Annotated in this window: 23 protein-coding genes; 7 read left to right on the plus strand and 16 right to left on the minus strand. The window is 66.2% G+C overall.

All coding sequences use genetic code 11. The annotated features are described in order from the left end of the window. Nucleotides 1-2: 2 nt before the first annotated feature. The 4 genes from AC4D2Q_RS08925 to xylA form a co-directional block, all read right to left on the minus strand. Complete coding sequence (locus AC4D2Q_RS08925; protein ID WP_490946102.1) at nt 3-536, minus strand: ArsR/SmtB family transcription factor; 534 nt, start codon at nt 534-536, stop codon at nt 3-5. Between the two features lie 464 nt (nt 537-1,000). Next, nucleotides 1,001-1,357: a DUF3021 domain-containing protein gene (locus tag AC4D2Q_RS08930; RefSeq protein WP_490946103.1), complete on the minus strand. Its 357-nt coding sequence runs from the start codon at nt 1,355-1,357 to the stop codon at nt 1,001-1,003. A gap of 98 nt (nt 1,358-1,455) precedes the next feature. Next, a complete protein-coding gene (locus AC4D2Q_RS08935; RefSeq protein WP_490946223.1) occupies nt 1,456-2,862 on the minus strand; it encodes a xylulokinase in 1,407 nt (468 codons plus the stop codon). Nucleotides 2,863-2,953: 91 nt separating this feature from the next. After that, on the minus strand, nt 2,954-4,141 hold the full coding sequence (gene xylA / locus AC4D2Q_RS08940; protein ID WP_490946104.1) for a xylose isomerase: 1,188 nt from the start codon (nt 4,139-4,141) through the stop codon (nt 2,954-2,956). A 238-nt stretch (nt 4,142-4,379) separates the two neighbouring features. On the opposite strand from xylA, the gene AC4D2Q_RS08945 reads away from it, so the two are divergent. After that, nucleotides 4,380-5,576 (plus strand): ROK family transcriptional regulator, encoded by a 1,197-nt coding sequence (locus AC4D2Q_RS08945; protein ID WP_490946105.1) that lies wholly within the window; start codon nt 4,380-4,382, stop codon nt 5,574-5,576. A 144-nt stretch (nt 5,577-5,720) separates the two neighbouring features. On the opposite strand, the gene AC4D2Q_RS08950 is transcribed toward AC4D2Q_RS08945, so the two are convergent. The 5 genes from AC4D2Q_RS08950 to arsB all read right to left on the minus strand — a co-directional run bounded on the left by AC4D2Q_RS08950 (nt 5,721) and on the right by arsB (nt 10,548). Beyond that, on the minus strand, nt 5,721-6,230 hold the full coding sequence (locus AC4D2Q_RS08950; protein WP_490946106.1) for a hypothetical protein: 510 nt from the start codon (nt 6,228-6,230) through the stop codon (nt 5,721-5,723). A gap of 70 nt (nt 6,231-6,300) precedes the next feature. Continuing rightward, nucleotides 6,301-7,422, minus strand: coding sequence for an ArsO family NAD(P)H-dependent flavin-containing monooxygenase (locus AC4D2Q_RS08955; protein ID WP_490946107.1), 1,122 nt, complete (start codon nt 7,420-7,422; stop codon nt 6,301-6,303). After that, nucleotides 7,423-8,973 carry an FAD-dependent oxidoreductase gene (locus tag AC4D2Q_RS08960; RefSeq protein WP_490946108.1) on the minus strand — a complete coding sequence of 517 codons (1,551 nt, stop codon included), beginning with the start codon at nt 8,971-8,973 and terminating at the stop codon, nt 7,423-7,425. A 10-nt stretch (nt 8,974-8,983) separates the two neighbouring features. Next, a complete protein-coding gene (locus AC4D2Q_RS08965; protein ID WP_490946109.1) occupies nt 8,984-9,436 on the minus strand; it encodes an arsenate reductase ArsC in 453 nt (150 codons plus the stop codon). Then, the gene (arsB, locus tag AC4D2Q_RS08970) at nt 9,436-10,548 is read right to left on the minus strand and encodes an ACR3 family arsenite efflux transporter (protein WP_490946110.1); all 1,113 of its coding nucleotides are present in this window, start codon (nt 10,546-10,548) and stop codon (nt 9,436-9,438) included. Before arsB ends, AC4D2Q_RS08965 begins: the two co-directional genes overlap by 1 nt. 110 nt (nt 10,549-10,658) lie before the next feature. Here arsB and AC4D2Q_RS08975 point away from each other — a divergent pair, with 110 nt between their 5' ends. The 3 genes from AC4D2Q_RS08975 (at nt 10,659) to AC4D2Q_RS08985 (ending at nt 11,911) form a co-directional block, all read left to right on the plus strand. Next, nucleotides 10,659-11,006 carry an ArsR/SmtB family transcription factor gene (locus AC4D2Q_RS08975; protein ID WP_490946111.1) on the plus strand — a complete coding sequence of 116 codons (348 nt, stop codon included), beginning with the start codon at nt 10,659-10,661 and terminating at the stop codon, nt 11,004-11,006. A gap of 115 nt (nt 11,007-11,121) precedes the next feature. Continuing rightward, nucleotides 11,122-11,337 carry a helix-turn-helix domain-containing protein gene (locus AC4D2Q_RS08980; RefSeq protein ID WP_400927323.1) on the plus strand — a complete coding sequence of 72 codons (216 nt, stop codon included), beginning with the start codon at nt 11,122-11,124 and terminating at the stop codon, nt 11,335-11,337. Between the two features lie 4 nt (nt 11,338-11,341). Next, nucleotides 11,342-11,911, plus strand: a complete 570-nt coding sequence (locus tag AC4D2Q_RS08985) for a Clp protease N-terminal domain-containing protein (protein WP_490946112.1) — start codon at nt 11,342-11,344, stop codon at nt 11,909-11,911. Here AC4D2Q_RS08985 and AC4D2Q_RS08990 read toward each other — a convergent pair. The 5 genes from AC4D2Q_RS08990 to AC4D2Q_RS09010 form a co-directional block, all read right to left on the minus strand. Next, on the minus strand, nt 11,908-13,062 hold the full coding sequence (locus AC4D2Q_RS08990; protein WP_490946113.1) for an NAD(P)/FAD-dependent oxidoreductase: 1,155 nt from the start codon (nt 13,060-13,062) through the stop codon (nt 11,908-11,910). The genes AC4D2Q_RS08985 and AC4D2Q_RS08990 overlap by 4 nt on opposite strands. 8 nt (nt 13,063-13,070) lie before the next feature. Next, a complete protein-coding gene (locus tag AC4D2Q_RS08995) occupies nt 13,071-14,696 on the minus strand; it encodes a GMC family oxidoreductase (RefSeq protein ID WP_490946114.1) in 1,626 nt (541 codons plus the stop codon). Next, nucleotides 14,693-15,340, minus strand: a complete 648-nt coding sequence (locus AC4D2Q_RS09000) for a hypothetical protein (protein WP_490946115.1) — start codon at nt 15,338-15,340, stop codon at nt 14,693-14,695. The genes AC4D2Q_RS08995 and AC4D2Q_RS09000 overlap by 4 nt, the downstream gene beginning before the upstream one ends. Next, a complete protein-coding gene (locus AC4D2Q_RS09005; RefSeq protein WP_490946116.1) occupies nt 15,337-16,374 on the minus strand; it encodes an NAD(P)-dependent alcohol dehydrogenase in 1,038 nt (345 codons plus the stop codon). The genes AC4D2Q_RS09000 and AC4D2Q_RS09005 overlap by 4 nt, the downstream gene beginning before the upstream one ends. Nucleotides 16,375-16,688: 314 nt before the next feature. After that, on the minus strand, nt 16,689-17,654 hold the full coding sequence (locus AC4D2Q_RS09010; protein WP_490946117.1) for a D-2-hydroxyacid dehydrogenase: 966 nt from the start codon (nt 17,652-17,654) through the stop codon (nt 16,689-16,691). A 169-nt stretch (nt 17,655-17,823) separates the two neighbouring features. Between AC4D2Q_RS09010 and AC4D2Q_RS09015 the strand changes: the two genes are divergently transcribed. The 3 genes from AC4D2Q_RS09015 (at nt 17,824) to AC4D2Q_RS09025 (ending at nt 20,283) form a co-directional block, all read left to right on the plus strand. After that, nucleotides 17,824-18,525, plus strand: coding sequence for a hypothetical protein (locus tag AC4D2Q_RS09015; RefSeq protein ID WP_490946118.1), 702 nt, complete (start codon nt 17,824-17,826; stop codon nt 18,523-18,525). Nucleotides 18,526-18,967: 442 nt separating this feature from the next. Then, nucleotides 18,968-19,462 carry a hypothetical protein gene (locus tag AC4D2Q_RS09020; RefSeq protein WP_490946119.1) on the plus strand — a complete coding sequence of 165 codons (495 nt, stop codon included), beginning with the start codon at nt 18,968-18,970 and terminating at the stop codon, nt 19,460-19,462. Nucleotides 19,463-19,635: 173 nt separating this feature from the next. Continuing rightward, on the plus strand, nt 19,636-20,283 hold the full coding sequence (locus tag AC4D2Q_RS09025; protein ID WP_490946120.1) for a DUF4352 domain-containing protein: 648 nt from the start codon (nt 19,636-19,638) through the stop codon (nt 20,281-20,283). 107 nt (nt 20,284-20,390) lie between these two features. Here AC4D2Q_RS09025 and AC4D2Q_RS09030 read toward each other — a convergent pair whose 3' ends face one another. Together AC4D2Q_RS09030 and AC4D2Q_RS09035 are read right to left on the minus strand one after the other, a co-directional pair. After that, nucleotides 20,391-22,508 (minus strand): FAD-dependent oxidoreductase, encoded by a 2,118-nt coding sequence (locus AC4D2Q_RS09030; protein ID WP_490946121.1) that lies wholly within the window; start codon nt 22,506-22,508, stop codon nt 20,391-20,393. A gap of 400 nt (nt 22,509-22,908) precedes the next feature. After that, nucleotides 22,909-23,337, minus strand: a complete 429-nt coding sequence (locus AC4D2Q_RS09035; protein ID WP_490926913.1) for a hypothetical protein — start codon at nt 23,335-23,337, stop codon at nt 22,909-22,911. Nucleotides 23,338-23,342: the final 5 nt, after the last annotated feature.

A 23,342-nucleotide genomic window follows, 5' to 3' on the forward strand; every position in this document is an offset into this window, starting at 1 on the left:
ACTCACGTACCTCCGGAGACAGCGGTCAGAATGGCCAGCAGGGGAATCACCCGAGCCGGTGGAATGCGATAGCGGGACCGGGCATGCGGTGTCAGCCATCCCGCGGCGGTGAGCTGATGTACGTGGTGGTACATCTGTCCGGACGTTCCCAGTGCCAGATCCTCCACCAGTCCCGCAACGGTTTCTGTTCCGCCCAGAACCGCGCGCAGAACGGCCAGTCGGACGGGATGGCCAAGCGCGGCCAAAGAATCGGCAAACTGCGTCCAGTCGACGTCGAGCAGGTGCCCCGTTTCCAAGCCGTACTGGTATTCGTAACGGGCGCCTGCGTCAGTGACGGCGGTGCCGGCGAAGAGGACAGCACCCTGGCCGGGATAGCGGTTCCGCACCCCGTTCAGGGCCCAGAACACGTCTGCCGAATCGTCGGCCGGCGTCGGTCCCTCGGAGTCGGGCCGGTCTTCGAGGGCGTTGACGCGCGCCTCCAGAGCTTCCAGCCTGCTCTCGAGGGATTCCTCTCCGGAGATTCGTTCTGGGGCCATGCCAAATAATTACGTAAATTCAGATTGATTACAAGGATCCGTAATTGTTTGTCTCAGTCGGGGAAGCAGTCCCGACACGCTGCCGTTGGTCCCGGCGCCACGCCCAGTGTCGACGTCGTGCCTCTCCCCCTCGCCGAGCGTCGACGTCGCGCCGCATTCAGGCGCACGCCGAGTGTCGACGTCGTGCCGCATGTTCTCGCCGAGTGTCGACGTCGCGCCGCATTCAGGCGCGCATTCCCGCATCATCTCGACAATGGACGCAGCGAAAGGGCCTTAGCTCGACACTCGGCTGCGAGCAGCGGACCGCGGCAGCCGCCGTCTCTCTGCTCCGACGGCGCGACCACAGAGCCAAGCAACGACCGAGTGTCGATGTCGTGCCTCTCCCCCTCGCTGAGTGTCGACGTCGCGCCGCATTCACGCGCGCATTCCCGCATCATCTCAACAATGGACGCAGCGAAAGGGCCTTAGCTCGACACTCGGCTGCGAGCGGCAGACCGCGACTGAAGCCGCGGAACCAACACGCCGAACACCAGGAACGCAGCAGTCCACAGAAGAAGCCCCACCAGCAGGAACATGCCCACGATGGCGAGGTAGTCCGACGCCGTCCGGGTCGGAAACCAGCCACTGACAAAGAGCACGGGAAGGACGGTCCCGAGCATCACCGCAAAGTGAACCGCCGTCTGCCAAAAGAGCGACCATTTCTCGACGTCGTAAATGACTGACGCCGCCGATACCGTGCCGAAAATGATCGCGGCACACAGCGTGCTGCGGCCGTCCTCCGCCTGCCCCTGTGTATAGAGCGCAACGGCAATTCCGGACATCAGAACGAGCGGAATGCCGCCCCGTAATACTGCTTGCCCCCAAAGCTTCATGCGCCCAACCTACCGGCCCGCGCACGCATGGAAGCCCAAGCCGAACATCACCGCGCCGTGGCGGCTGCCTTCCGGTAACGCTCCAGAATCTGCGGGGCGGCGGCAGCCTCCAACACTGATTCGCTCGCTGCGGTCCAGCCCGGCCACGCACCGGACAGCACGGCCGCGGCCTGCCGGGCGGCGCCGTCGGCCACGTACTCCCCCGGATCCGGAACCGTCACAGGCAGGCCGAAGACCGCCGAGACAGCCTGCTGCAGTGCTTCCGAGCGGGCCGCACCGCCCACCAGAATGACCCGGCGGGCCTCAATTCCGAGGTCCCGCAGGGCCTGCAGTCCGTCCGCCAGGGAGCAGGCGATGCCTTCGACGGCGGCTCGGGCCAGGTTCTCCGGAGTGAAGTTTGCCAGCGTCATGCCGTGCAGCGATCCGGTTGCGTCGGGCAGGTTCGGGGTCCGTTCGCCCTCGAAGTACGGTACGAGGCTCAGCCCGCCCGCGCCGTCGGAGGCAGCCAGCGCCAGCCGGGTCAGCTCCGGCAGGTCCACGGAGAGCAGGGCTGCGGTGGCGTCCAGGACCCGCGAGGCGTTGAGCGTGCAGGCCAGCGGCAGGTAGTGGCCGGTGGCGTCGGCAAATCCGGCCACCAAGCCGGTGTCGTCCGCGGAGGGATCGTCAGTCACGGCAAAGACGGTGCCGGAGGTGCCCACGGAGACGACGACGTCGCCCACCCCGGCTCCCACGCCCAGGGCGGCGCCGGCGTTGTCCCCGGTGCCCGGCGCAATGACCGCGCCCGACGGCGTCTGCTGGTCCGCTTCCAGCGGTCTCAGGACCCGCGGCAGCAGCGGGACGTGGCCGAGGGTTTGTTCCAGGACGGCGGGGAGGTATTCGCCGGTCGCGGGTGACCAGTAGCCGGTCCCGGAGGCGTCCGAGCGGTCGGTGCGCAGAGCGTCGAGTCCGGCGCGGCCGCTGCCCGGGCCGTAGCCGGCCAGCCGCCAGCTCAGCCAATCATGCGGGAGGCAGACGGCGGCAGTCCGGGCCGCATTCTCGGGTTCGTTTTCGGCCAGCCAGCGAAGCTTGGCCGCCGTAATAGAGGCCACCGGAACGGTGCCGGTCTGCCCCGCCCAGTAGGCAGCGCCGTCGGGCCCGGCCTCGGAGACCATCTTCTCGGCGGCCGCGGCCGAGCGCACGTCGTTCCACAGCAGGGCGGGGCGGACCACGGCGCCGTCCTCATCCAGGCACACCATGCCGTGCTGCTGTCCGGAAACCGCCACGGCGTCGACGTCGTCGAGCCCGCCGGCAGCGTCCAGGGCCTCCTGCAGCGCGCGCCACCAGATCTCGGGATCGATTTCCGTGCCGTCCGTGTGCCGTGCCGTTCCGGAGCGGATCAGGGCACCGGTCTCGGAGTCCCTGATGACCACCTTGCAGGATTGGGTGGAGCTGTCCACTCCGGCAACCAGTGCCATGGCGTTACCTTTCATCGTTCTGAATTCTGTTCGTCAAACACCGCAACGCCGGGCCCGTAGCAACGGACCCGGCGGCAGTAGGGCAATGCTCTTAGCGGGCGCCCATGAGGTGTTCCAGCGCCAGCTGGTTCAGGCGGACAAAGCCGAAGGAGCGCTCGGCGGCCTTCTCGGCGTCGAAATCCTCGAAGGAGGAGGTGTCCGCCAGGAAGTCCGACAGGCTTTCGCCGGCATCCACGGTGGGCTGGGCCAGCTCGAAGACGCCGGAGGTGGCCAGCGCTTCCTGGACCTCGGGGTCCGCACGGAAGGCCACGGCGCGTTCCTTGAGCAGCAGGTACATGGCCATGTTGGCCTTCGCGGATTCCCAGACGCCGTCGTAGCCTTCGGTGCGCGAGGGCTTGTAGTCGAAGTGGCGCGGACCGTCATATGTCGGACCGCCGTTGGGGAAGCCGTTCTCCAGCAGGTCCACTGTGAAGAACGCGCTGGTCAGGTCGCCGTGGCCGAACACCAGGTCCTGGTCGAACTTGATGGACTTCTGGCCGTTGAGGTCAATGTGGAAGAGCTTGCCGGCCCACAGTGCCTGGGCGATGCCGTGGTTGAAGTTCAGCCCGGCCATCTGCTCGTGGCCCGTCTCCGGGTTCAGGCCCACGATGTCGCCGTGTTCCAGTTCGTTGATGAAGGCCAGCGCGTGGCCGATCGTGGGCAGGAAGATGTCGCCGCGGGGTTCGTTCGGCTTGGGCTCCAGCGCCAGGCGCAGGTTGTAGCCCTTCTCCTTGACGTAGGCGGCGACGGTGTCCACGCCTTCCTTCATGCGGTCATAGGCAGCGGCGAAGTCCTTGGACCCGTCGTACTCGGCGCCTTCGCGCCCGCCCCACATGACAAAGGTTTCGGCGCCGAGTTCGGCGGCCAGGTCCATGTTGGCCATGACCTTGCGCAGCGCAAAGCGGCGAATGGAGCGGTCGTTGGAGGTGAATCCGCCGTCCTTGAACACCGGGTGGCTGAAGAGGTTGGTGGTCACCATGGGAACCTTCAGACCGGTTTCGGTCAGGGCGCCCTGGAAGCTCTTGAGGATCTGCTCACGCTCAGACGCCGAGGCGTCGAACGGAATCAGGTCATTGTCGTGGAACGTGATGCCGTACGCACCCAGATCGGCCAGCCGGTGCACGGCTTCCACCGGGTCCAGATCGGAGCGGGTGGGAACACCGAACGGGTCGTTGCCGGTCCAGCCCACGGTCCAGAGGCCAAAGGTAAAGCGGTCGGATGGTGATGGCGTCGTTGTCACAATTCACTCCAAAAGCAAGATTAGTTGGGAGCAACAACTTATGGCGCAAAGTGAGCTGTGTCAATGGTTTTTCCAAACTTCCGGCCGCGATCCGCATTCTGGAAGAGGATTTCTGCTCCGCGGCAACAAAACCGCTCCAAACGACGCCGGCCGGGGTTAGGGTGAGAAGCGGTCCGCTTGGCTGCGAGCACAGCGCAGCCGGGCCCCGGACATCACCTCCAGCAGAAACGGCAGCAGCATGAGCACCGGCACTTCCTCCGGCACGGAGAGTATCCGCGCCCAGAACCTTTCGCGGATCCTGACGCTGCTGCACCGCCGCGGACCGCTTTCCCGCGCCGAGCTGACCCGTCTTTGCGGCTTCAACCGATCCACCGTCGGGGCTCTCGTGGCCGAGCTGGCCGAGCTGGGACTGGCCTATGAGACGGAGCCGCCCGCCCTGAAGCGCGTGGGCCGGCCCAGCCCGCTGGTCCATGCCAATGAAAGGGTTGCCGCCATTGCCGTGCATCCGGACGTGGATGCCGTCACCGTGGGCCTGGTCGGGCTCGGCGGCACGGTCCACCGCAGGATCCGCTACGACGCCGGCTCCCTGCCCACAGTCTCCGATACGGTCAACATTGCCCGGGCCGTGGTGGAGGGCATGCAGACTGAACTGGCAGGGATGACCCGCGTGGCCGGTGTGGGTGCAGCAGTGCCGGGACTGGTCAACAGCAGCGACGGTACCGTCCTGTTGGCGCCGCACCTCAAATGGTCCGACGAACCGCTCGCCGCGGAGCTCCGGGTCGGGCTGGGACTGCCGGCCCGCGCCGCGAATGACGCCAATCTGGGCTCGCTGGCTGAAAGCCTGTTCGGGGTGGCCGTGGGAGCATCCGACGTCGTTTACCTCAACGGCAGCGCCAGCGGCATCGGCGGGGGCGCCGTGGTGGGCGGCGCACCGCTCCGGGGAGCCAGCGGCTACGCCGGGGAACTCGGCCACACGGTGGTGACTCCAGGAGGTACACCCTGCCACTGCGGGCGCAGCGGATGCCTGGAAACGGAGGTCAGCCTGGGCAGGCTGCTGGCCATCCTGGGAATGGGCCACGCAGATCAGGACCAGCTCGAAGCCGCCATGGCCTCGGACAACTCCCCCGACCTCCTCGCCGAAACGCACCGCCAGCTGGACCTGCTCGCGGTGGCGCTGACCAACTTCGTGAACATCTTCAATCCGGGCATCATTGTGCTCGGCGGGTTCCTTGGGGTCCTGCACTCATTTGCCCCCGGCCGGCTGGAGGCAGCCGTAGGTGCAGGGGGCATCGGCGGTCTGGGCAGCGAAGTATCCATCCGTCGCGCGGCCCTGGGCTCCGAGCTGCTCCTGGTGGGCGCGGCGGAACTGGTCTTTGCCGAGCTGCTGGCCGATCCGGCGTCGGTGGGGGTACTCCCGGAGCCCGTGTCCAACTGATTCTCAGTCCTTCCGGGCATCGGTTGTACAGATAACGGGGTTGAGGCTCATCGCTTGTACAGATAACGGGGTTCTGACCGCCGGATAGGCCCATTATCTGTACAACGGACGCCGCTGAATCCCGCATTCCAGGGGAACTCCAGGTCAATCCGACCGGCGTCCCCGACTGAACAGGGTCGCCTGCATCGCCAGCAGGATGACGGCGCCGAGCAGTCCGAAGACCATCACGAACGGTCCGAGGGTATAGAGGTTGGCCTGCACTTCCTGGCTCAGCGCCGAGGTGCCGGAGGCTCCGTTCGGGTTGGAGGCCTCCACCGGCGGATAGTTGTTCCACGCCGGCTCGAAGATTCCGAAGAGCCACCCCGTTCCCACGGCCAGCATCAGCGCCACCAGCGTCCAGGCCGCCCAGAGGCTCCGGTTGCGGCGGCTCGGCCCCGGACGGCCCGGAGACATCGGAACCGGAACGCCGTCGTTCACTGCGACGGCCCCGTCCGGACTCTCGACGGCCCCGTAAGGCGGACCCGCCGGCTGGTCGGCGTCGATCTGCCGGCCGCGGCCGTCGTCAATCACTTCCACCCAGTCCCCGGCGCGTCCTGGATCCGGCCGGGCATAGCGGCGGTAATCCTCTTCCGGTGTGCGCTGTTGATTCCCCATGCGGGGAGCCTAGCCCACAGCACTCAGCGGCCGGCCCCAACACGCGAGTATTCTGCGACGCCTGCTGACGTTAGGGAACCAGGGAACGGGCAGCGGCGGCGACGGTGTCGCGGGCAGTTGCTCCCACGCCGATGAGGGTGGCCGACGCCGGTCCGCACCAGTCCCCGTACCCCAGGAAAAACAGTCCCGGGTGATCAACGGACTTCGTGGGCAGCTTGGCATCCGTGGGCGGAACGCCGTTCCGGCCGTTCAGCCCGGTCAGGCCGAGTGGCTGCAAGTGGTGCAGATCGGGCCGGAACCCGGTGCACCAGATGAGAACATCGGCGTCCAGCTGCGCTCCGTCCTCCCACTGCACTCCCCCGGGAAGCAGCCGGGCGAACGTGGGCCGGGCGTCCAGCAATCCGGCGTCGCGGGCCTTCCGGACGGAAGGAACGGCAACAATGTCGCCCAGATCGGCGACTCCGCCGGCTCCGGTTTCTCCGGCGGCGAGAGCCTTAACGCGGCGGGTGGCGATGTCGAACAGTGCCCGGCCGTCGACGTCGTCGGGCAGGTAGCGCGGCGGCTTCCGGGTCACCCACGTGAGGTTTGCGGTCGAAGCAAGGTCCGCGGCGATCTGCGCTCCGGAGTTTCCGCCGCCCACCACCACCACATCCAGTCCCGCATACGGCTGCGGTCCGCGGTAGTCGGCCGTATGCAGCTGCTGTCCGGCGAACTCACCGCTGCCGGGCAGCTGCGGAATTTCCGGCGCCTTCCAGCTTCCGGTGGCACTGATGACAACACGGCTGGTCCACTGCCCGACGCCGGTATCGGTGATGAATCCGCCGTCCGCCGCCCGCACCGCCTCCACCCGAACCGGCCGGTGCACCGGCAGCTCGTACCGCGCTTCATAGGTGCGCAGATACTGGGCAACGTGGTCCGCGGAGGGGTTGCCGTCGCCGTCCCAGGCCGGCATCTGGTACCCGGGCAGGGAGCTGTAGGCCGCCGGGGAAAACAGTTCCAGGCTCGGCCAGTAGTGCTGCCACGCCCCGCCGGGCTCCCGGTTGGCGTCCAGGATGGCGAAGGTCGGCGCCGGGCCGGACCGGCCGGAGGCCTCGTCCCGGCGCAGACGGTTCAGGTAGTACCCGGCGGCGAGACCGGCCTGGCCTCCGCCGATGACCAGAACGTCTACGTCCCGGACCGGTGAGTTTGGCAATCAGCTCTCCCGCTCTGCGGAACGGCCGTGTTCCAGGCCGGTGGGGATGCCCAGGAATGCCGGTTCGGGTGCGCTGCAGCAGGACGACGACGCCGGGGCGGCTTCGGGTTCCGCCGCGGGCTCGGGTGCACCGCAGCACGACGACGCCGCCGGTTCCGGTTCGGGATCAGGTGCCGTGCCGCAGCACGACGACGACGCCGCAGGCTCCGGTTCGGGCGCCGTGCCGCAGCAGGAAGCGGCTTCGGCATCCCCGCCAGCAACCGGAGCATCGCAGCTGCCGCCCAGATCGGTGGAACAGACGCCGGTTTCGGGCAGGACCAGCTGCACGTCGTCGGCGGCCTGCTGATCTCCGGCCAGGGCTGCGGCGATGGAGCGGACCTGCTCGTAGCCGGTGGCCATCAGGAACGTGGGGGCCCGGCCGTAGGACTTCATGCCGACAATGTAGAAATCCTTCTCCGGGTGGGACAACATCTTGGCGCCGTGCGGTGCCACGGTCCCGCAGCTGTGGAACTCGGGATCGATCAGCGGCCCGAGTTCCCGCGGTGCCTCCACCACGGGGTCAAGGTCCAGCCGGATCTCGCGGAGCAGGTCCAGGTCCGGGCGGAAACCGGTGGCCGGAACCAGCAGGTCCACGTCCAGCTGCTTCTCGCCGTACGGCGTGATTCCAATGACCGCGAGGGTGTCGGCGGTCTTGAACCCGGTGATGGTGAAGGAGGTGTGCAGCTCGATCCGGCCGTTTGCCACCAAGGTTCGCAGCCGGCTGCCCAGCGCGCCGCGGGCGGGCAGGCCGTCCAGGTCTCCGCCGCCGTAGACGCCGGCTGCGGAAGAGCTGCGGATGGCCCAGCTGATCCGGGTGCCGGGTTCCTGTTCGGCGAGTTCGCCCAGGGCCAGCAGGGTGTTCGCGGCCGAGTGGCCGGCGCCGACCACCAGGACATGTTTGCCGGCCAAGCGGGCACGGTCGCGGCCGACGACGTCGGGCAGCGGCCGGGTGATCAATCCGGCGGCGAAAGCGTCGGCTTCCCCAACGGCCGGCAGTCCGGCCTGTCCCAGCGGGTTGGGCGTGCCCCAGGTACCGGAGGCATCGATGACGGCGCGCGCCCGGTAATCGGTGATGGTGCCCTCGGCATCTTCAACCCGGATCAGGAACGGGGTGCTGGTCCGGCCGCCGGTGCGGGTCTTGTCCAGGCCTTCCCGGCTAACAGCCAGGACCCGGGTGGAGGTGTGCAGCGCCGCGGCAATCTGCGGGACCGCGGCCAGCGGTGACAGGTACTGCTCATGGAGTTCGGCGCCGGTGGGCAGGGTGTCGGCATCCGGTTCCTGCCAGCCGGTAGCCGCGAGCAGGCGGCGGGCGGCGGCGTCGACGTCGTACTGCCACGGCGAGAACAGCCGGATGTGGCCCCAGGAGGCGACGGCGGCCGCAGGTGTGGCGCCGGCTTCGAAAATGATCGGCGTCAGGCCGCGCTCGAGGAGCTCTGCGGCGGCGGCCAGGCCCACGGGCCCGGCACCGATCACGGCCACGGGAAGTTCGGACAATTCGGTTTCGGTGTTCATGGTTCTGTCCTTACAGGTGGGTGGGCAGCAGGTCGGCGATCAAGTCCTGGATCCGGGCCTTGATGTCGTCACGGATGGGCCGGACGGCCTCCACGCCCTGTCCGGCGGGGTCCTCAAGTTTCCAGTCTTCATAGCGCTTGCCGGGGAAGATCGGGCAGGCGTCACCGCAGCCCATGGTGATCACGACGTCGGACTCCTTCACGGCCTCGGTGGTCAGCACCTTGGGCAGCTCGGCGGACATGTCGATGCCGTCCTCGGCCATGGCTGCCACGGCGGCGGGGTTCACGGAGTCCGCAGGTGCGGAGCCTGCGGAACGGACCTCGATCCGCCCCTGTCCCAGGGCGCGCAGGTAGGCGGCTGCCATCTGGGACCGGCCGGCGTTGTGCACGCAGACGAACAGGACGGACGGCTTGGCCGCAGCTTCGGTGGTGGAGTTGGGGCTGGGGTTGGCGGGAGTGCTCATCAGTTTGTCTTTTCTGCCGGTGCGGCGGTGAGGGCGGAGTCGGCGGCGGGCCAGTATTTCTTCCGGGCCCAGAGGGCAACATAGACCAGTGCGACCAGAACGGGAACCTCAATCAGGGGTCCGACGACGCCGGCGAGGGCCTGCCCGGAGGTCACGCCGTAGGTGCCGATGGCTACGGCAATGGCCAGTTCAAAGTTGTTGCCGGCGGCGGTGAACGCCAGTGTGGTGGTGCGGGGGTAGCCCAGGTTCAGGAGCTTGCCCAGCAGCATGCCCGCGCCGAACACCACAACGAAGTAGACCAGCAGCGGAAGCGCAATCCGCGCGACGTCCAGCGGGTTCGAGGTGATCTCGTCCCCCTGCAGCGCGAACAGCAGCACGATGGTGAACAGCAGTCCGTAGAGGGCCCAGGGGCCAAGCTTCGGCAGGAACGTGCCCTCATACCAGTCGCGGCCCTTCGCCTTTTCGCCAAAGGTGCGGGTGAGGAAGCCGGCCAGCAGCGGGATACCCAGGAAGATGAGGACGCTGGCGGTAATGGCCCAGAAGGAGAAGTCCATGCTGGTGGTTTCCAGACCCAGCCAACCGGGCAGCACCTGCAGGTAGAACCAACCCAGGGCGCCGAAGGCCAGCACCTGGAACACGGAGTTGATGGCCACCAGCACGGCGGCGGCTTCGCGGTCGCCGCAGGCCAGGTCGTTCCAGATCATCACCATCGCGATGCACCGGGCCAGGCCCACAATGATCAGCCCGGTCCGGTACTCGGGCAGATCCGGCAGGAAGATCCACGCCAGCGCGAACATGAACGCCGGCGAGACCACCCAGTTCAGGACCAGCGAGCTGATCATCAACTTCCGGTCGGCCACTACCTTGTGCGTCTCGTTGTAGCGGACCTTGGCCAGCACCGGATACATCATCACCAGCAGGCCGACGGCGATGGGCAGGGACACGTTGGACACCTTCACGGAATCCAGTGCCGGCCCGATGCCGGGAACCAGCCGTCCCAGCAGCAGTCCCAGTGCCATGGCGGCAAGGATCCACACGGGCAGGAACCGGTCCAGAGTCGAGAGCCGGGCAGTAACCTGGTCGGTTTGGCGCGGAACGGCGGGGGTGCTCACGTAACTCCTCTGATGATTGCGGCAGCAGGCATCGAGAAATATCGATATCCTTCGATTCCGAGTATTCCTTCAGCCATCGACGGATGTCAATCCAAGTGCATAATGGAACGATGAACACTCAGACCGCTCCCGATCCTGTTGCCGAGGCCTGCTGCACTCCCCTGGTGACGGAAGTACTGAGCGCCGAGGATGCCCAGCGGTTCGCCCAACTCCTCAAGGCCGTTGCCGAACCGACGCGGCTGCGTCTGGTTTCCCTGATTGCCGCGCAGGAGAACAAGGAAGCCTGCGTCTGTGATCTCACGGAACCGATCGGTCTGGGCCAGCCGACTATTTCGCACCACTTGAAGATCCTGGTGGACGCCGGCATCCTGCACCGGGAAAAGCGCGGCGTCTGGGCCTACTACTCCATCGTGCCTGGTGCACTGGAGCGCGCCGCAGCGGTTCTCGCTCCCCGATAGGGCCACCCCCTCCCCGATAGGACAGCACGGAACCGGCAGCCTGAGAAACAGCCGTAATCGAGAAAACCTGTCAATTGCTCTTGACGCGATCCATGCCGTCAATCAGCATTGACGCATGGAAGACCCTTCACAGAAGGCCGCCGCGGCAGCCAGTCCTGATCCGGCGACCGGGCTGCGCGCCGTCGTCGCCCTCGGACGGCTGCGCGACCAGCTCGAAGCCGTCCAGGTGGCCAACGCCCGGGCGCAGGGCTGGTCCTGGCAGGCGATCGCGGACCAGCTTGGCATCAGCAAGCAGGCCGTCCACCAGAAATACAACCGGAAAGCGAAGTAGCGTCATGTTTGAACGGTTTACTGACCAGGCCCGGCAGAGTGTCATCGGTACGCAGGAGGAAGTCCGCTCCCTGAATGCACCCCAGGTCCTTCCGGCGCATCTGCTGGTGGGCATCGTCGCAGCGGCGGAGAAGTCCTCCCCGTCCCTGGCCACACTGCTGGGCGGGTACGGACTCACCTCAGTACGGCTGCACTCGGAGCTGCAGGAACTGGGCGAGGGGCTGGATGACGCCGCGGCCCTCGGTTCCCTGGGCATTGATTTGGCGGAGGTGCGCCGCGCCATCGACGCGCAGTTCGGCGAGGGCACCCTGGATAGTGCCGCTCCCGCCCCGAAACCCCGGCGCAGCCTGTTCCGCACAGCCGGGCAGATCCCGTTCAGTGCCGGCGCGAGGGACGTCCTGACCTCCAGCCTGCGCGAGTCCAAGGCCCACCGGGACGGTTACATCGGGGTGGAACACCTGCTTCTGGGACTGCTGCGGGGTGCCGACCCGACGGCCACGGCGCTCATCGGCCGGCATGTGGAGCCGGATGAGCTCCGGGCCGGGATCCTCGGCCTGATGGACGCCGCGGCCTAGCGGGCGGCCGCCGAAGCGTCCGATGCCATCCGTTCCGGCCGGAACGGGGCGAGCATCGGATGACGGCGCCCGGTGAGCATTTCCCGGGCCAGCAGCTCGCCGGCAATCAGTCCCAGCGTTGCTCCGGAATGGGTAAACGCCACGTAGCAGCCGGGGAGCCCGGTCAGCTCCCCCAGCACCGGCCGGCCGTCGGCGGGCACCGGCTTCAGCCCGATCCGCCAGCTCTGCGCCACCAGCCGCGGATGTCCGGCCAGCACGGCCGAGGCCTCGTCCACCAGGTCCAGCACCACCTGAGGATCCACCGACCAGCCGCCGTCGCCGTTGGGCGTGATCGAATCCAGATACCAGGTGGAATCCATCGCCAGCCGGGAACCCGGATGGGGCCGCAGGGACACCCGCGGCGTGTTCAGCACAGCCCTGAGGTTGTGCGCCTTGGGTTCGGTCACCACCAGCATGGCCAGATCCGATCCGTCCTGCAGCGGCACCCCCAGCCTGTCCAGCACCGCCGGTGTACCGGCGCCGGCAGCCACCAGGACGACGTCGGCCCGGTACAGTTCTCCGGCCGCGCTGCGGAGCCCGACGGCGGCGCCTCCGTCCGTCGCCACGCAGACCCGTCCCGCAGCGGTGATCAAGGTTCCGCCGAGCCGGGCAAACTCGCCCAGCAGGTGCCGGATCAAATGCGGCAGGCTCACCCAGCCTTCGCCGGGGTTGAACAGCACCTCCTCCGGCAGCGCCGCCGGATCCAGGCCGGCAGCCACCCCGGCAACGTCGCGCGCCGGAACCAGCCGTGCGTCGTATCCGCGGTCCCGCTGCTCCTCGCACCGGTCCGCCGGGGACCCGCCGTCCCAGTACACCCCGCCGTCGAACCGGAGCCAGTCGAGGTCCGGGTTCTCGGCCAGCAGCGTCCGGTAGCGGTCCATTCCGGCCAGCCGCAGCTGGTGGTACTCCGGCGCGTAGGTGCCGCCGGAGTTCAGCCACGACAGCGAGCGCCCCGAGGCGCCGCTGCCGGGATGCGCTTCCGTCACCAGTGTCACGGACGCGCCGCCGCGCAGCAGCTGCACCGCCGTCGATACCCCCAAAATCCCGGCGCCGAGCACGGCAATCTGCGGACCCGTTCCGGCGCCGGCGCTCCCTGCCGCGGCGAAACCCACCCCCGGCCTCAGATCTCGCCCAGCGCCATCTGCGCGGCCAGATACTCCGCCTGCCGGATCGCCAGCGCCACGATGGTCAGCGTGGGATTGGCGGCCGCTCCCGTGGTGAACTGCGAACCGTCGGAGATGAACAGGTTCGGCACGTCATGGGTCTGCCCGAATCCGTTGCACACCCCGTCCTCCGGACGCAGGCTCATCCGGGCGGTGCCCATGTTGTGGGTGGAGGGATACGGCGGCGTCCGCACCGCCGACGTCGAGCCCACCGCCTCATACAGCGCCGTGCCCTGCCCGTACCCGTGTTCGCGCATGGCAACGTCGTTGGGATGGTCGTCAAAGTGCACGTTCGGCACCGGCAGCCCCAGCGGGTCCGTCACCGTGGTGTTCAGCGTGACGCGGTTGGTTTCCTGCGGCATGTCCTCCCCCACGATCCACATGCCGGCCGTGCGCCGGTAACCGTCCAGGATGGCCGCGAAGCCCGGCCCCCACGCGCCGGGATCCACGAAGGAGGCCAGGAAGGCCGGACCGAGCGAAATGGTCTCCATGTAATAACCGCCGGCAAACCCGCGGTCCGGATCGTGCCGGGATTCGTCCGCGATCAGCCCGGCCATGGTTTCCCCGCGGTACATGTGCACCGGGTCCTCAAACTGGGCGTACACGGAGCCGGTGGTGTGGCGCATGTAGTTCCGTCCCAGCTGGCCGGAGGAATTGGCCAGCCCGTCCGGAAACAGCGGCGAGGCGGAGAGCAGCAGCAGGCGGGGCGTTTCGATCGCGTTGCCCGCCACCGCCACCACCCGCGCCTTTTGATGGTGCAGCTGGCCGTCGCCGTCGGCATACACCACCCCGTCCACGCGGCCCTCGGGGGTATGGGTGATCTGCACAGCCTGGCTGTCCGGGCGCAGGTCCAGCCGGCCGGTTTTCAGGGACTTGGGGATCTCCGACACCAGCGTGGACCATTTGGCGCCGGACTTGTCACCCTGGAAGTTGAAGCCGTCCTGCACCGAGGCCGGCCGCCCGTCATAGGGTTCGGCGTTGGTGGCGTAGGGGCCGGTGGCGAAGTGCCGGTACCCCAGTTTTTCGGCGCCGTTGGCAAACACCTTGTAGTTGTTATTCGCCGGCAGCGGCGGCCGGCCGTGGACATGGGTGGAGCCCATCTTGCGTTCCGCCACGTCATAGTAGGGTTCCAAATCCTCCAGGGTGAGCGGCCAGTCCAGCAGGTTGGCGCCGTCGATCCGTCCGTACACGGTGCGGGCGGCGAACTCGTGCGCCTTGAACCGCGGGGTGGCGCCGGACCAGTGCGTGGTGGTGCCGCCCACCGCCTTGACGATCCACGCCGGGAGGTTCGGGAAATCGCGGGCAATGCGCCAGGTCCCGGAGGTGGTGCGCGGATCCAGCCAGGCCATCTGGTTGAACGCTTCCCACTCGTTGTTCACGTAGTCCGAGTTGGTCAGGAACGGCCCGGCCTCCAGGAGCACCACCTTCACGCCCTTTTCCACCAGTTCGTGGGCCAGGGTGCCGCCGCCGGCTCCGGAACCGATCACGACGACGACGGAATCGTCGTCGAGTTCAAAGTGCGCCGACCCGGCCAGCGGGTCCGCGGACCCGGTGGGAGAGAAACTGCTGATGTTCTCGCTCATTTGCTTCCTCCTCCGCGCTGCTGGGGTGCCTGGGCTCCGGTTCCGGATTCCGGTGCGGGTCCGGCGGCGGCTGCCGCCGGTGAACCCGCCGAGGCATCCGGTTGGGGCCGGGCGGATTGGGCCGGCTGTCCGTGCTGTCCTGGCTGGGCCACCCGGTACGGCAGCGGGCCGGTGTCCGGAACACTGCTGTCAACAGGCGCTTCGATCCGCGGCGTGGGCAGCCAGTCCAAATCATCGAATCCGCGGTTCACGTACCCGCCCTTGTCGAAGGACGGACCTTCATATCCCAGTGCTTCCCAGACCTGCGGATCGTCGTAGAGATTCAGCACGGTGGTGCGGCGGATGAAGCCGAAGAACTCCAGGTCCGACACCCGGCGGAGGACGGCCAGGGCCCGCTCGTCGGAGAGTTCCAGGAAGGGTTGCTCCGACTGGGCGCCCAGGGCGATAAGCCCCTGGGTGAGGACCACCCGGAACCAGGTGGAGGCGTCCGCTTCGGTGACAATCCTGTTGGTCATCCGCTCGTAGGCCTCATCGGGAAAGCCCGGATGCGGAAAGGCGGTGCGGATGATCCGCTTCAGGATGGCGCGGGCTTCGGGGGTGAGGGTGGTTTCGTTCAGCGTGGGGTATTTGGCCGGGTAGGTCATGGTTTCTTTCCTCCTGCTGGCGGGATGAGGATGCCGCGGCCGGTGAGTTTTCCGGCGTCGAGGTCGCGCGTGGCCTGGACCGCGTCGTCGAGGTCATAGGCGGTGGTGTGCAGGGTGATGTCGCCGGAGGCGGTGAGCGTCATGAGTTCCACCAGGTCCTGATAGGTGCCCACGAGGTTGCCCACCACGGAGATTTCCCGGGAGATCAGCTCGATGGTGGGGATCCGGACCTCGCCGCCGTAGCCGATCGCGTAGTAGCTGCCCCGGTTGCGGAGCATCTCCAGTCCCTGGGCCTCGGTGCCGTGCTCGCCCACGAAGTCGAAGACCACGTGTGCTCCGCCGTCGGTGGCGTCGAGGACGGCGGCGGTGTCCGGGCTGCGCAGCACGGTGTCTGCGCCCAGGCCGGAGGCCAGTTCCAGCGCCGCTTCGGAGGTGTCGATGACGGTGATGTTGGCGGCGGTGAGCGATTTCAGTGACTGCACGCCGATGTGCCCCAGCCCGCCGGCGCCGATTACGACGGCCTGCGTGCCCGGATACAGCAGCGGGGCTGCCTTGCGGACCGCGTGGTAGGCGGTCAGGCCGGCGTCGGCCAGCGCGGCGATGTCCGCCGGCTGGAGGGAGGGGTCCAGTTTTACGACGGCCCGGGCGTTGGTCTTGAGCTGTTCGGCCATGCCGCCGTCGGTGTTCAGGCCCGGGAACAGCGAGTTTTCGCAGTGCGAATCCTCACCTGCCCGGCACGGGGCGCAGAGCCCGCAGGTGACCAGCGGATGCATGATCACGGTGTCACCGGGGGCCACGTTGGAAACGGCGGAGCCCACCTCGCGGACCCAGCCGGCGTTTTCGTGGCCGAGGATGTACGGCAGCTGCGGATGCTGGATGGCGTCCCACTGACCCTCGATGACGTGCAGATCCGTGCGGCACAGGCCGGCAGCCCCCACGTCCACGATCACATCCCACGGACCGGTGATTTCCGGCTCCGGCACCTCGTCAATGTGTGGATCCTCGCCGTAGCGGTGCACCCGGACAGCTTTCACGCCGCACTTCCTTCTCCATTGAATTCGGTCAGCTGAACTCGCTCAGCAGTCGCTCCCCAGTCTTGTCCGGGGCAGGCGCAGGGTCAACGGGTAGGAGGATGGGAGCGCAGCGTCTGGGGCAGCCCTCGCCTGCTGCGTCGAGAGTCGGGACGATACCTGTTTCCCGCGCCGGGTGGCGAGAAAACGCCGCTTTCACGGCGCGTAATCCGCATCGTCGCATCACTCAACGAGGGAAAACGGCACCATCGCGACAATCGGTGGAGCTCGACGGCGGCGGCGGGCGGGGAGCTCGACGGCGGCGGGCGACGCCCGGTTCACGAGGTGACGAAACCCAGCTTCTTGTCCACAACGTTCATCAGCGGCTGCCCGGCCTTCCAGGCGGCGAGGTTGTCCGCGAATTGCCGGGCCAGGACCGGCAGCTGATTGCTGGCGTCCCCGGACAGATGCGGAGTGATGAGCACGTTGTCCAATGCCCAGAGCCCGCTGCGCTCCGGCAGCGGTTCGGTCTCGAAGACGTCCAGCGCCGCACCGGCCAGCTGCCCGGTGCGCAGCGCCTCCTCCAGCGCCGCCTCATCCGCGAGGGCGCCGCGGCCCACGTTGACGAGCACCGCCGTCGGCTTCATGGCGGCCAGGACCCCGCGGCCGAGCATGCCGCGCGTGTCCGGGGTCAGCGGCGCGGCCAGGACAATGTAGTCGAAGTGTCCGGCCACGGCGGCGAAGTCCGCGCTCGCGTGGATGGTGCCGAAGTCCGGATCGCCGGTGCGCGCGGTGCGTCCCATCCCCTGCACCTGCAGTCCGACGGCGGTGAGCAGGCGTGCGGTGCACCGGCCGATGCTACCGGTTCCTGCCACGAGCACCGAGGCTCCTGCCAGGTCCGCGGTGGCGTAGCGGCTCCACTGCTTCCGCTGCTGCTGGGCGGACGCCCGGCCAAAGTCCTTGGCGAAGTACAGCATGGCCCCCAGTACGTGCTCGGCCATGGGCCGGTCGAACACGCCCCGGGCGTTGGTCAGAACGACGTCGGATTCCACCAGTTCAGGGAACATCAGCTTTTCCACCCCGGCCGCGGGAACATGGAGCCACTGCAGGGAGTCCGCGGCGGACCATGCCTCACGGACACCGTCGGCGAAGAAGTCCCAGAGGTAGAGGATGTCCGCTCCGGCCAGCGCGTCGGGCAGCCCGGCTGCGTCGGTGACCCGGACTTCTGCTTCCTTCCGGAGCTCGTCAAGACCCACTACGGGCTTGTTTTCGGCAAGGACGGCGATCATGGGTTGAGGCTGCATGCGTCCCAGCCTACGCGGGCAGCGTCTGAGTAAAAGCTACCCATTTCCGCCGTTCAAAGGCGGACAGGAAAGTGCGATATATTCCGGTGGGGGAATTACCGACCGGAACGTATTTGCGGCAGATCCGTCCATGCGGTGGCCGCTGCCTGCCGGAAGGTGCCCCGAAAACGTGGTGCCGGAAAATGGGGGCGGTAAAGCAATGTCGATGTTTGATTACATGAAAAAGCCTGACACGGAGGACAATCCGTACGGGTGGTCCTCAGAAGAAAAGGTTGATGCAAAACCGGCCCGGTCCTGGCCCAAAATGCTGCGCCTTGTGGTGGAAGTGGCACTCGTTCTCCTTGTCGTTGTTCTCATTGCCAGCGGAATGGGCAGCGGCAACTCCACTTCTGAGCCCGCGGCGAGCGAATCTGCTGAGCAGTTGTCCGAGGAAGCCGCACCCGCCAAAGACCCTGCCTTCCTGGGCGAACAGGAGAACGACACCGTAGGCCAACCCGGGGACACCCTGGAGGTGGAAGGGGTCGACATCACCGCCACCGCTCTGTTCACCGGCAAGCCCTCCTATAACGACGCCCCCACCGTCTGCACCACCATCACCATGAAGAACATTTCGAATGAAGTTGTCATATTCAGTTCGTACAACTGGAATTTGCAGAATCCCTCGGGTTTCATTGGCTCCAACTACCCGGACGGAAGCGACAATTTTGCTCCTGCAAACGGAAAATTAGCAGCAGGCGGCACCATCACCGGAGACATTTGCTTCCCGGACAACACCACCGAGAAGGGCGCATTTGTTGTCCTGTACACCCCCGATTACCAACTCGATTACGACAAACCTGCCACGCGCGGTGCCTGGATCAACAACCGCTAATTAACCGGATACCGGGTTCCCTGACCGGATCCGCATGGTCCGGAATAACGCGATCTGGAAGCTGCCAATCCGGAGTGAGAACACGGGCCAGTCAACCTTCGGCTTCGGCTCGCCTGTTCCGGCCGCGTTGCGGCAGGCGTCCCGTTCCTGCCTCGCCTGGCGTTTGAGGTCCCTTCTCCGCCGCAGTCTTTCCGCTTCTGCCATCCGCTCCTTCTGCAGCATCTTGGCCATTTCGATTTCCATGAGTCCCACTGTTCTGCCCTCCTTGCTTCACCTCACGCTAGGAGCGCGGAGAAGCGGAATGCAGGGTCCCGCGGACAGGTTTGGTCCTCAAGCTGCAGCGATTCCGGTTTGCACCCCGGAGCCCGCCAAATCCTCCGGAGACTGGCCTGGGTTTGGCTCGCCGCGTACCGTCGAAGGACGCTTCTTCCGGAGGGCTCCCATGGAATGGTTGGCAGTCAGCGCACCCGTCCTCAGCCTCATTGTGGGGATCGGCGCCGGCTGGGGCACCCGTGCAGGCATGGACCGCCGCGATGAGTCCGCAGCTCTGAACGCGCTGGTCATGGATCTGCATCTCAAGCGCCCGCTGGCAGCCATTGAACCCCGGGTGGTCCAGGGAGCCGAGGCCGAGGCCCTCCTTCGCCCCACAGTGCTGGACGCCCGTGACAGGATCCTGGAAACCCTTACCCACCTGCGCAGCAGTTCCCCGGACACCTCTGTCCTGCTCCGCATGTCGGCGGCGTGCGGCCTGTACCTGCGCGATGCCGCGTTGGCACCGGAGCGCTATCAATTCGCCCTCATGGAGCTGCGGGAAACAATGCTCGACGGCGTCCGCCTGATCAGTGACGGCCGGCGGCGCGTCCGATATCTGCCTCCCGGCGAGCGGTCGACGGCGAAACCCGTCCGCCCGCCGTCGCGCCGTCCCGCGCGCCGGTAACCGCGCGCCGACGTTCATACCAGGCAGTTAAACAAGGGATGAGAAGTTTATCGAAGAGTTGATGGGGTCGCTAAGGGCTAACAATCTAAGCGGCTCATTGTCCCCCAGTTGATGTCCGTCTGCCGCTGGCCGGTTCATCCTGAGAAGGTCGCCTCAACACCCAGGGAGTCATCATGTCAGTGAACCCACCACCACAACCACCGCTCGATCCAAGAGACGCACGGGCACAGGCGAAAGCCGCTAAAGCCTACGAAAAGGCGCGTCGCCCTTGGTACAAAAAGAAGCGGTTCATCATCCCTATCATCCTCATCGTCTTGATAATCATCATTTCCATCGCTACTGCAAACGGAGGAGATGACAACACGTCGAACGATACGTCAGGCTCGGGAGAGTCCGGAAGCACAGGACAAGCATCAGAGCCACCAGCATTTCCCGGTGCTGAGGAGAGCGACGTTATCGGCCAGGCAGGAGCAGCCCTGGTTTTGGAAGACATCACCGTCACGTCGACACCCCTAGTAGCAGGAGATTCGACCTTAGGCTCGACGCTGTGCACAACGGCAACGGTTCAGAATAATTCTGAGGACACCATCGACTTCAATGCGCTTGATTGGAAGCTGCAGGCTCCCTCGGGCACCATCCAGAACACATCGCTCACCGGAAGCTCGGATACCCTGACAGCAGGGCAGGTAGCACCCGGCGGCACGGCAACCGGAGATGTTTGTTTTGAAAACGAGCCAGCCGAAACAGGGCAATTCGTTGTTCTCTACGAGCCCGTTTTCTCGTTCTTCTCCGATCGGGGAGCCTGGATCAACAATCTCTAGATCCATGGCATGTTTGGTGAACATTCAGTAAGAGTTGTGTCGAAACAAAAAACTGGGCAGCCCGGTTCAAAAGAACCGGGCTGCCCAGACTTATGCGCGATCGAACCTTAGAGCTCGGTGCTCACCTTCCACGAGGAGTGGATGGCACCGTGGATGTAGTTGACCGCACCGGCGTCGCCCACCACGTCAACGTCAATGCCGAGGTTCGCGGCCCGCAGCTCATCCGCCAGCGGTGATGCCGACGTCGTGCCGTCCGCGTAGACGACCATGGCGGCCGGTGCGGAGAAGCTCTCCCCGCCCTCGGTCCATTCGACGCTCTTCTCGGTGATGCGCGTGATCGTGGCGTTGCGGTGGATCTTCACGCCGTGCGCCTCGGAATCCTTGACCGCGGTCCAGCGGCGCGGCATGGCCAGCGGCAGGCCGAGCTGCTGCTTTTCGTGCAGCAGCGTCACCCGGCGTCCGCGCTCGGCGAGGAATTCCGCCAGTTCCAGGCCCACCAGTGAACCGCCGATGACCACCACGTCCTTGCCCATGGGCAGCCAGAACTTGGTGAACTGGCGGACAAACTCGGGGCTCTTGGTCAGGCCCGAGAGGCGTCCCATCTTGCCGAGGGTGCTCAGGACGGCGCCTGCTTCCTCAGCGGTTGCCGTGCCGAGCATCATGGCCCGCAGCGTGTCGCCGGTCTGCACAATCGGCAGGTCGCCGCCGGGGAAATCGGGCTTCGGCCGGACAGCACCGGTGGCCACAATGACGTGGTCCGGATGCAGTGCCTGAATCGACTCCACCGTGGCGGGAGTGTTCAGCTTGACCGCGATGTTCAGCCGCTTGATTTCGGACTTGAACCAGCGCAGCAGCCGTTCATTGTCCGGCGTCGTCATGGTGGAGAACCACATGGTGCCGCCGAGGCGGTCGGACTTGTCCACGACGGTGACGCGGTGGCCGCGTTCGGTCAGGACCCGGGCACTTTCCAGACCGGCAGGGCCCGCGCCGACGACGACCACGTGCTTGGTGGCGGACGCGGGCTTCAGCGGCAGCAGCGCCTCATTGCCCAGGGCCGGGTTCACCGCGCAGAAGGGAGTGTCGTCAAAGAAGTTTTCCGCGACGCAAAGGTAGCAGTTGATGCAGGGGCGGACCTGGTCGAACTTGCCGTCGCGGATCTTGTTGGGCAGTTCGGGGTCGGCCAGCAGCTGGCGGCCCATGGCTGCGAAGTCGATCTGCCCGGCGGCCAGCGCCTTTTCGGCGATTTCCGGGAGCATGCGGCCGACGGCGATGACGGGGATGTTTACATGCTTCTTAACCGCGGCGGCGTTGTCCAGGTACGCACCAACCTTGCTGGGCAGCGGACCGTCGGTGAAGTTGTTGAACGGGTTGCGTCCCCATCCGGTCACGTGGATGGCATCGGCGCCGGCTTTTTCAAACAGCTGGGAGGCTTCGATCGCCTCGTCCAGCGTCAGTCCGCCTTCCTGTCCGTATTCCTCGCCGGAGACCCGGACCAGGATGGCCAGGCGGTCGCCCACCCGTTCCTTGACGGCCGCGATGACGTCGCAGGCCAGGCGCGCACGGTTAGCCAGGGAGCCGCCGTACTCGTCGGTGCGGTTGTTGTCCCGCTGGTTGAGGAAGACACCCAGGATGTAGCCGTGGGCTGCGTGGATCTCGATGGCGTCGGCGCCCGCCTTGGCAATGCGCTCGGCGGCATCGGCCCAGGTGGAGATCAGCCAGGAGATGTCCTCGTCCGTCATGTCGCGGAAGACAACGGGCTTGCCGGCAGTGGCGGCGCCCATCTTGCCCAGCTCTTCAGGGGTGCTGTCGGCCAGTGCTGACATGTCATAGCTGTAGTCCTGCTTGTTCGGTGCAAGCACCGGACGGTCATTGGCAACGTCCACGCGGGCTACTTTGCCGTGGTGCGTGGACTGGATGCACAGCTTGCTTCCGGCTGCATGCACGGCGTCTGCCAGCGCCCTCAAACCCGGAATGTACTTGTCATCCGAAAGACCCGGTTCCTTCATCGAAGCCGCCCCGTAGGGGAACGCGATGGCGCAGGCGCCGGTGATGATCAGCCCGGCACCGCCGGCCGCGCGGGCCACATAGTGATCGATTTCGGCCTGTTCGATCTCACCGTGCTCGGAGACGTTCATGTCCATAGCTGGCAGAACGATGCGGTTGTGGGTCTCCATCGGGCCGATGTTTCCGGCGGCCATCAGATGGGAAAAGGAATTGAGTTTCACTTTTTGAATGTTACGCCATCTTCAGTGCACGACGACGACGCCGCGGCCGGGCGCGGCGGGCGGGTTCCCGGCACTGACCGAGCACCCTGGAACAGCCTTCATTCGACCCGAAACGCAGCGAAGCCAGCGGAAAGAATTCCGCTGGCTTCGCTAGCAACGTTCCGCTGACCCCCCAGTCAGCGGATGTCCCACTAAGGGTGGCCCATCAACCCAATAGATTCGAATAGACCTCCCATAAGCGCAACCGGGGACAGAATCGACCCCCCAGTCGATCACAATCCCCACATGCAGCCCTATGGTTCAAACACGCTTCACACATGTGTGAAACATGTTTGAACCATAGCAGTGGAAAGAGGTGAAATCAAAGTTTTTTGTCCGGATGATCCGAACGAAACGAGCGTTATTCCTCGTCCAGGATTCTTGCGATGGCCCGCAGTGCCTCGGGGTCAACGGGCCCCAGTGCGCGGGCGGCAAAGTTGCGCACCTCGGCACGGCGCATGCTGCGGAGAAGCTCCAGTTCGGCTTCCACCCTTTCGGGCAGCTTGCCGCCCTCCTGCAGCAGATATTCGGGATTCACGTCAAAGACGGCTGCAATTGCACGCAGCGCTTCGTCCGGAACAACCTGTTCCCGGCCGGATTTCAGCAGTGACCAGCGGGTGCGGGAAAGGTAATAGCCGGCCTTTTGGGCGCCGTCCCTGATGGCCGGATAGTCATAAGGCTTTCCGGAGTCGGACATGATGACATCCAACAGGAGATTAATCTTTCGGGCGAGCGTTTCGGCACGGCGAATGCCGGCTGCTCGTTCCGCGGAAAGATCAAATTCGCTCACTAAGG

This window comes from Arthrobacter sp. TJ-178 (genome assembly GCF_058269275.1).

Bases quoted from the DNA above. Each gene is read 5' to 3' on its own strand.
- AC4D2Q_RS08925 (WP_490946102.1), bottom strand. From the start codon at position 536: ATGGCCCCAGAACGAATCTCCGGAGAGGAATCCCTCGAGAGCAGGCTG.
- AC4D2Q_RS08930 (WP_490946103.1), bottom strand. From the start codon at position 1,357: ATGTCCGGAATTGCCGTTGCGCTCTATACACAGGGGCAGGCGGAGGAC.
- AC4D2Q_RS08935 (WP_490946223.1), bottom strand. From the start codon at position 2,862: ATGGCACTGGTTGCCGGAGTGGACAGCTCCACCCAATCCTGCAAGGTG.
- AC4D2Q_RS08945 (WP_490946105.1), top strand. From the start codon at position 4,380: ATGAGCACCGGCACTTCCTCCGGCACGGAGAGTATCCGCGCCCAGAAC.
- AC4D2Q_RS08950 (WP_490946106.1), bottom strand. From the start codon at position 6,230: ATGGGGAATCAACAGCGCACACCGGAAGAGGATTACCGCCGCTATGCC.
- AC4D2Q_RS08960 (WP_490946108.1), bottom strand. From the start codon at position 8,973: ATGAACACCGAAACCGAATTGTCCGAACTTCCCGTGGCCGTGATCGGT.
- AC4D2Q_RS08965 (WP_490946109.1), bottom strand. From the start codon at position 9,436: ATGAGCACTCCCGCCAACCCCAGCCCCAACTCCACCACCGAAGCTGCG.
- AC4D2Q_RS08975 (WP_490946111.1), top strand. From the start codon at position 10,659: ATGAACACTCAGACCGCTCCCGATCCTGTTGCCGAGGCCTGCTGCACT.
- AC4D2Q_RS08980 (WP_400927323.1), top strand. From the start codon at position 11,122: ATGGAAGACCCTTCACAGAAGGCCGCCGCGGCAGCCAGTCCTGATCCG.
- AC4D2Q_RS08985 (WP_490946112.1), top strand. From the start codon at position 11,342: ATGTTTGAACGGTTTACTGACCAGGCCCGGCAGAGTGTCATCGGTACG.
- AC4D2Q_RS08995 (WP_490946114.1), bottom strand. From the start codon at position 14,696: ATGAGCGAGAACATCAGCAGTTTCTCTCCCACCGGGTCCGCGGACCCG.
- AC4D2Q_RS09000 (WP_490946115.1), bottom strand. From the start codon at position 15,340: ATGACCTACCCGGCCAAATACCCCACGCTGAACGAAACCACCCTCACC.
- AC4D2Q_RS09010 (WP_490946117.1), bottom strand. From the start codon at position 17,654: ATGCAGCCTCAACCCATGATCGCCGTCCTTGCCGAAAACAAGCCCGTA.
- AC4D2Q_RS09020 (WP_490946119.1), top strand. From the start codon at position 18,968: ATGGAATGGTTGGCAGTCAGCGCACCCGTCCTCAGCCTCATTGTGGGG.
- AC4D2Q_RS09025 (WP_490946120.1), top strand. From the start codon at position 19,636: ATGTCAGTGAACCCACCACCACAACCACCGCTCGATCCAAGAGACGCA.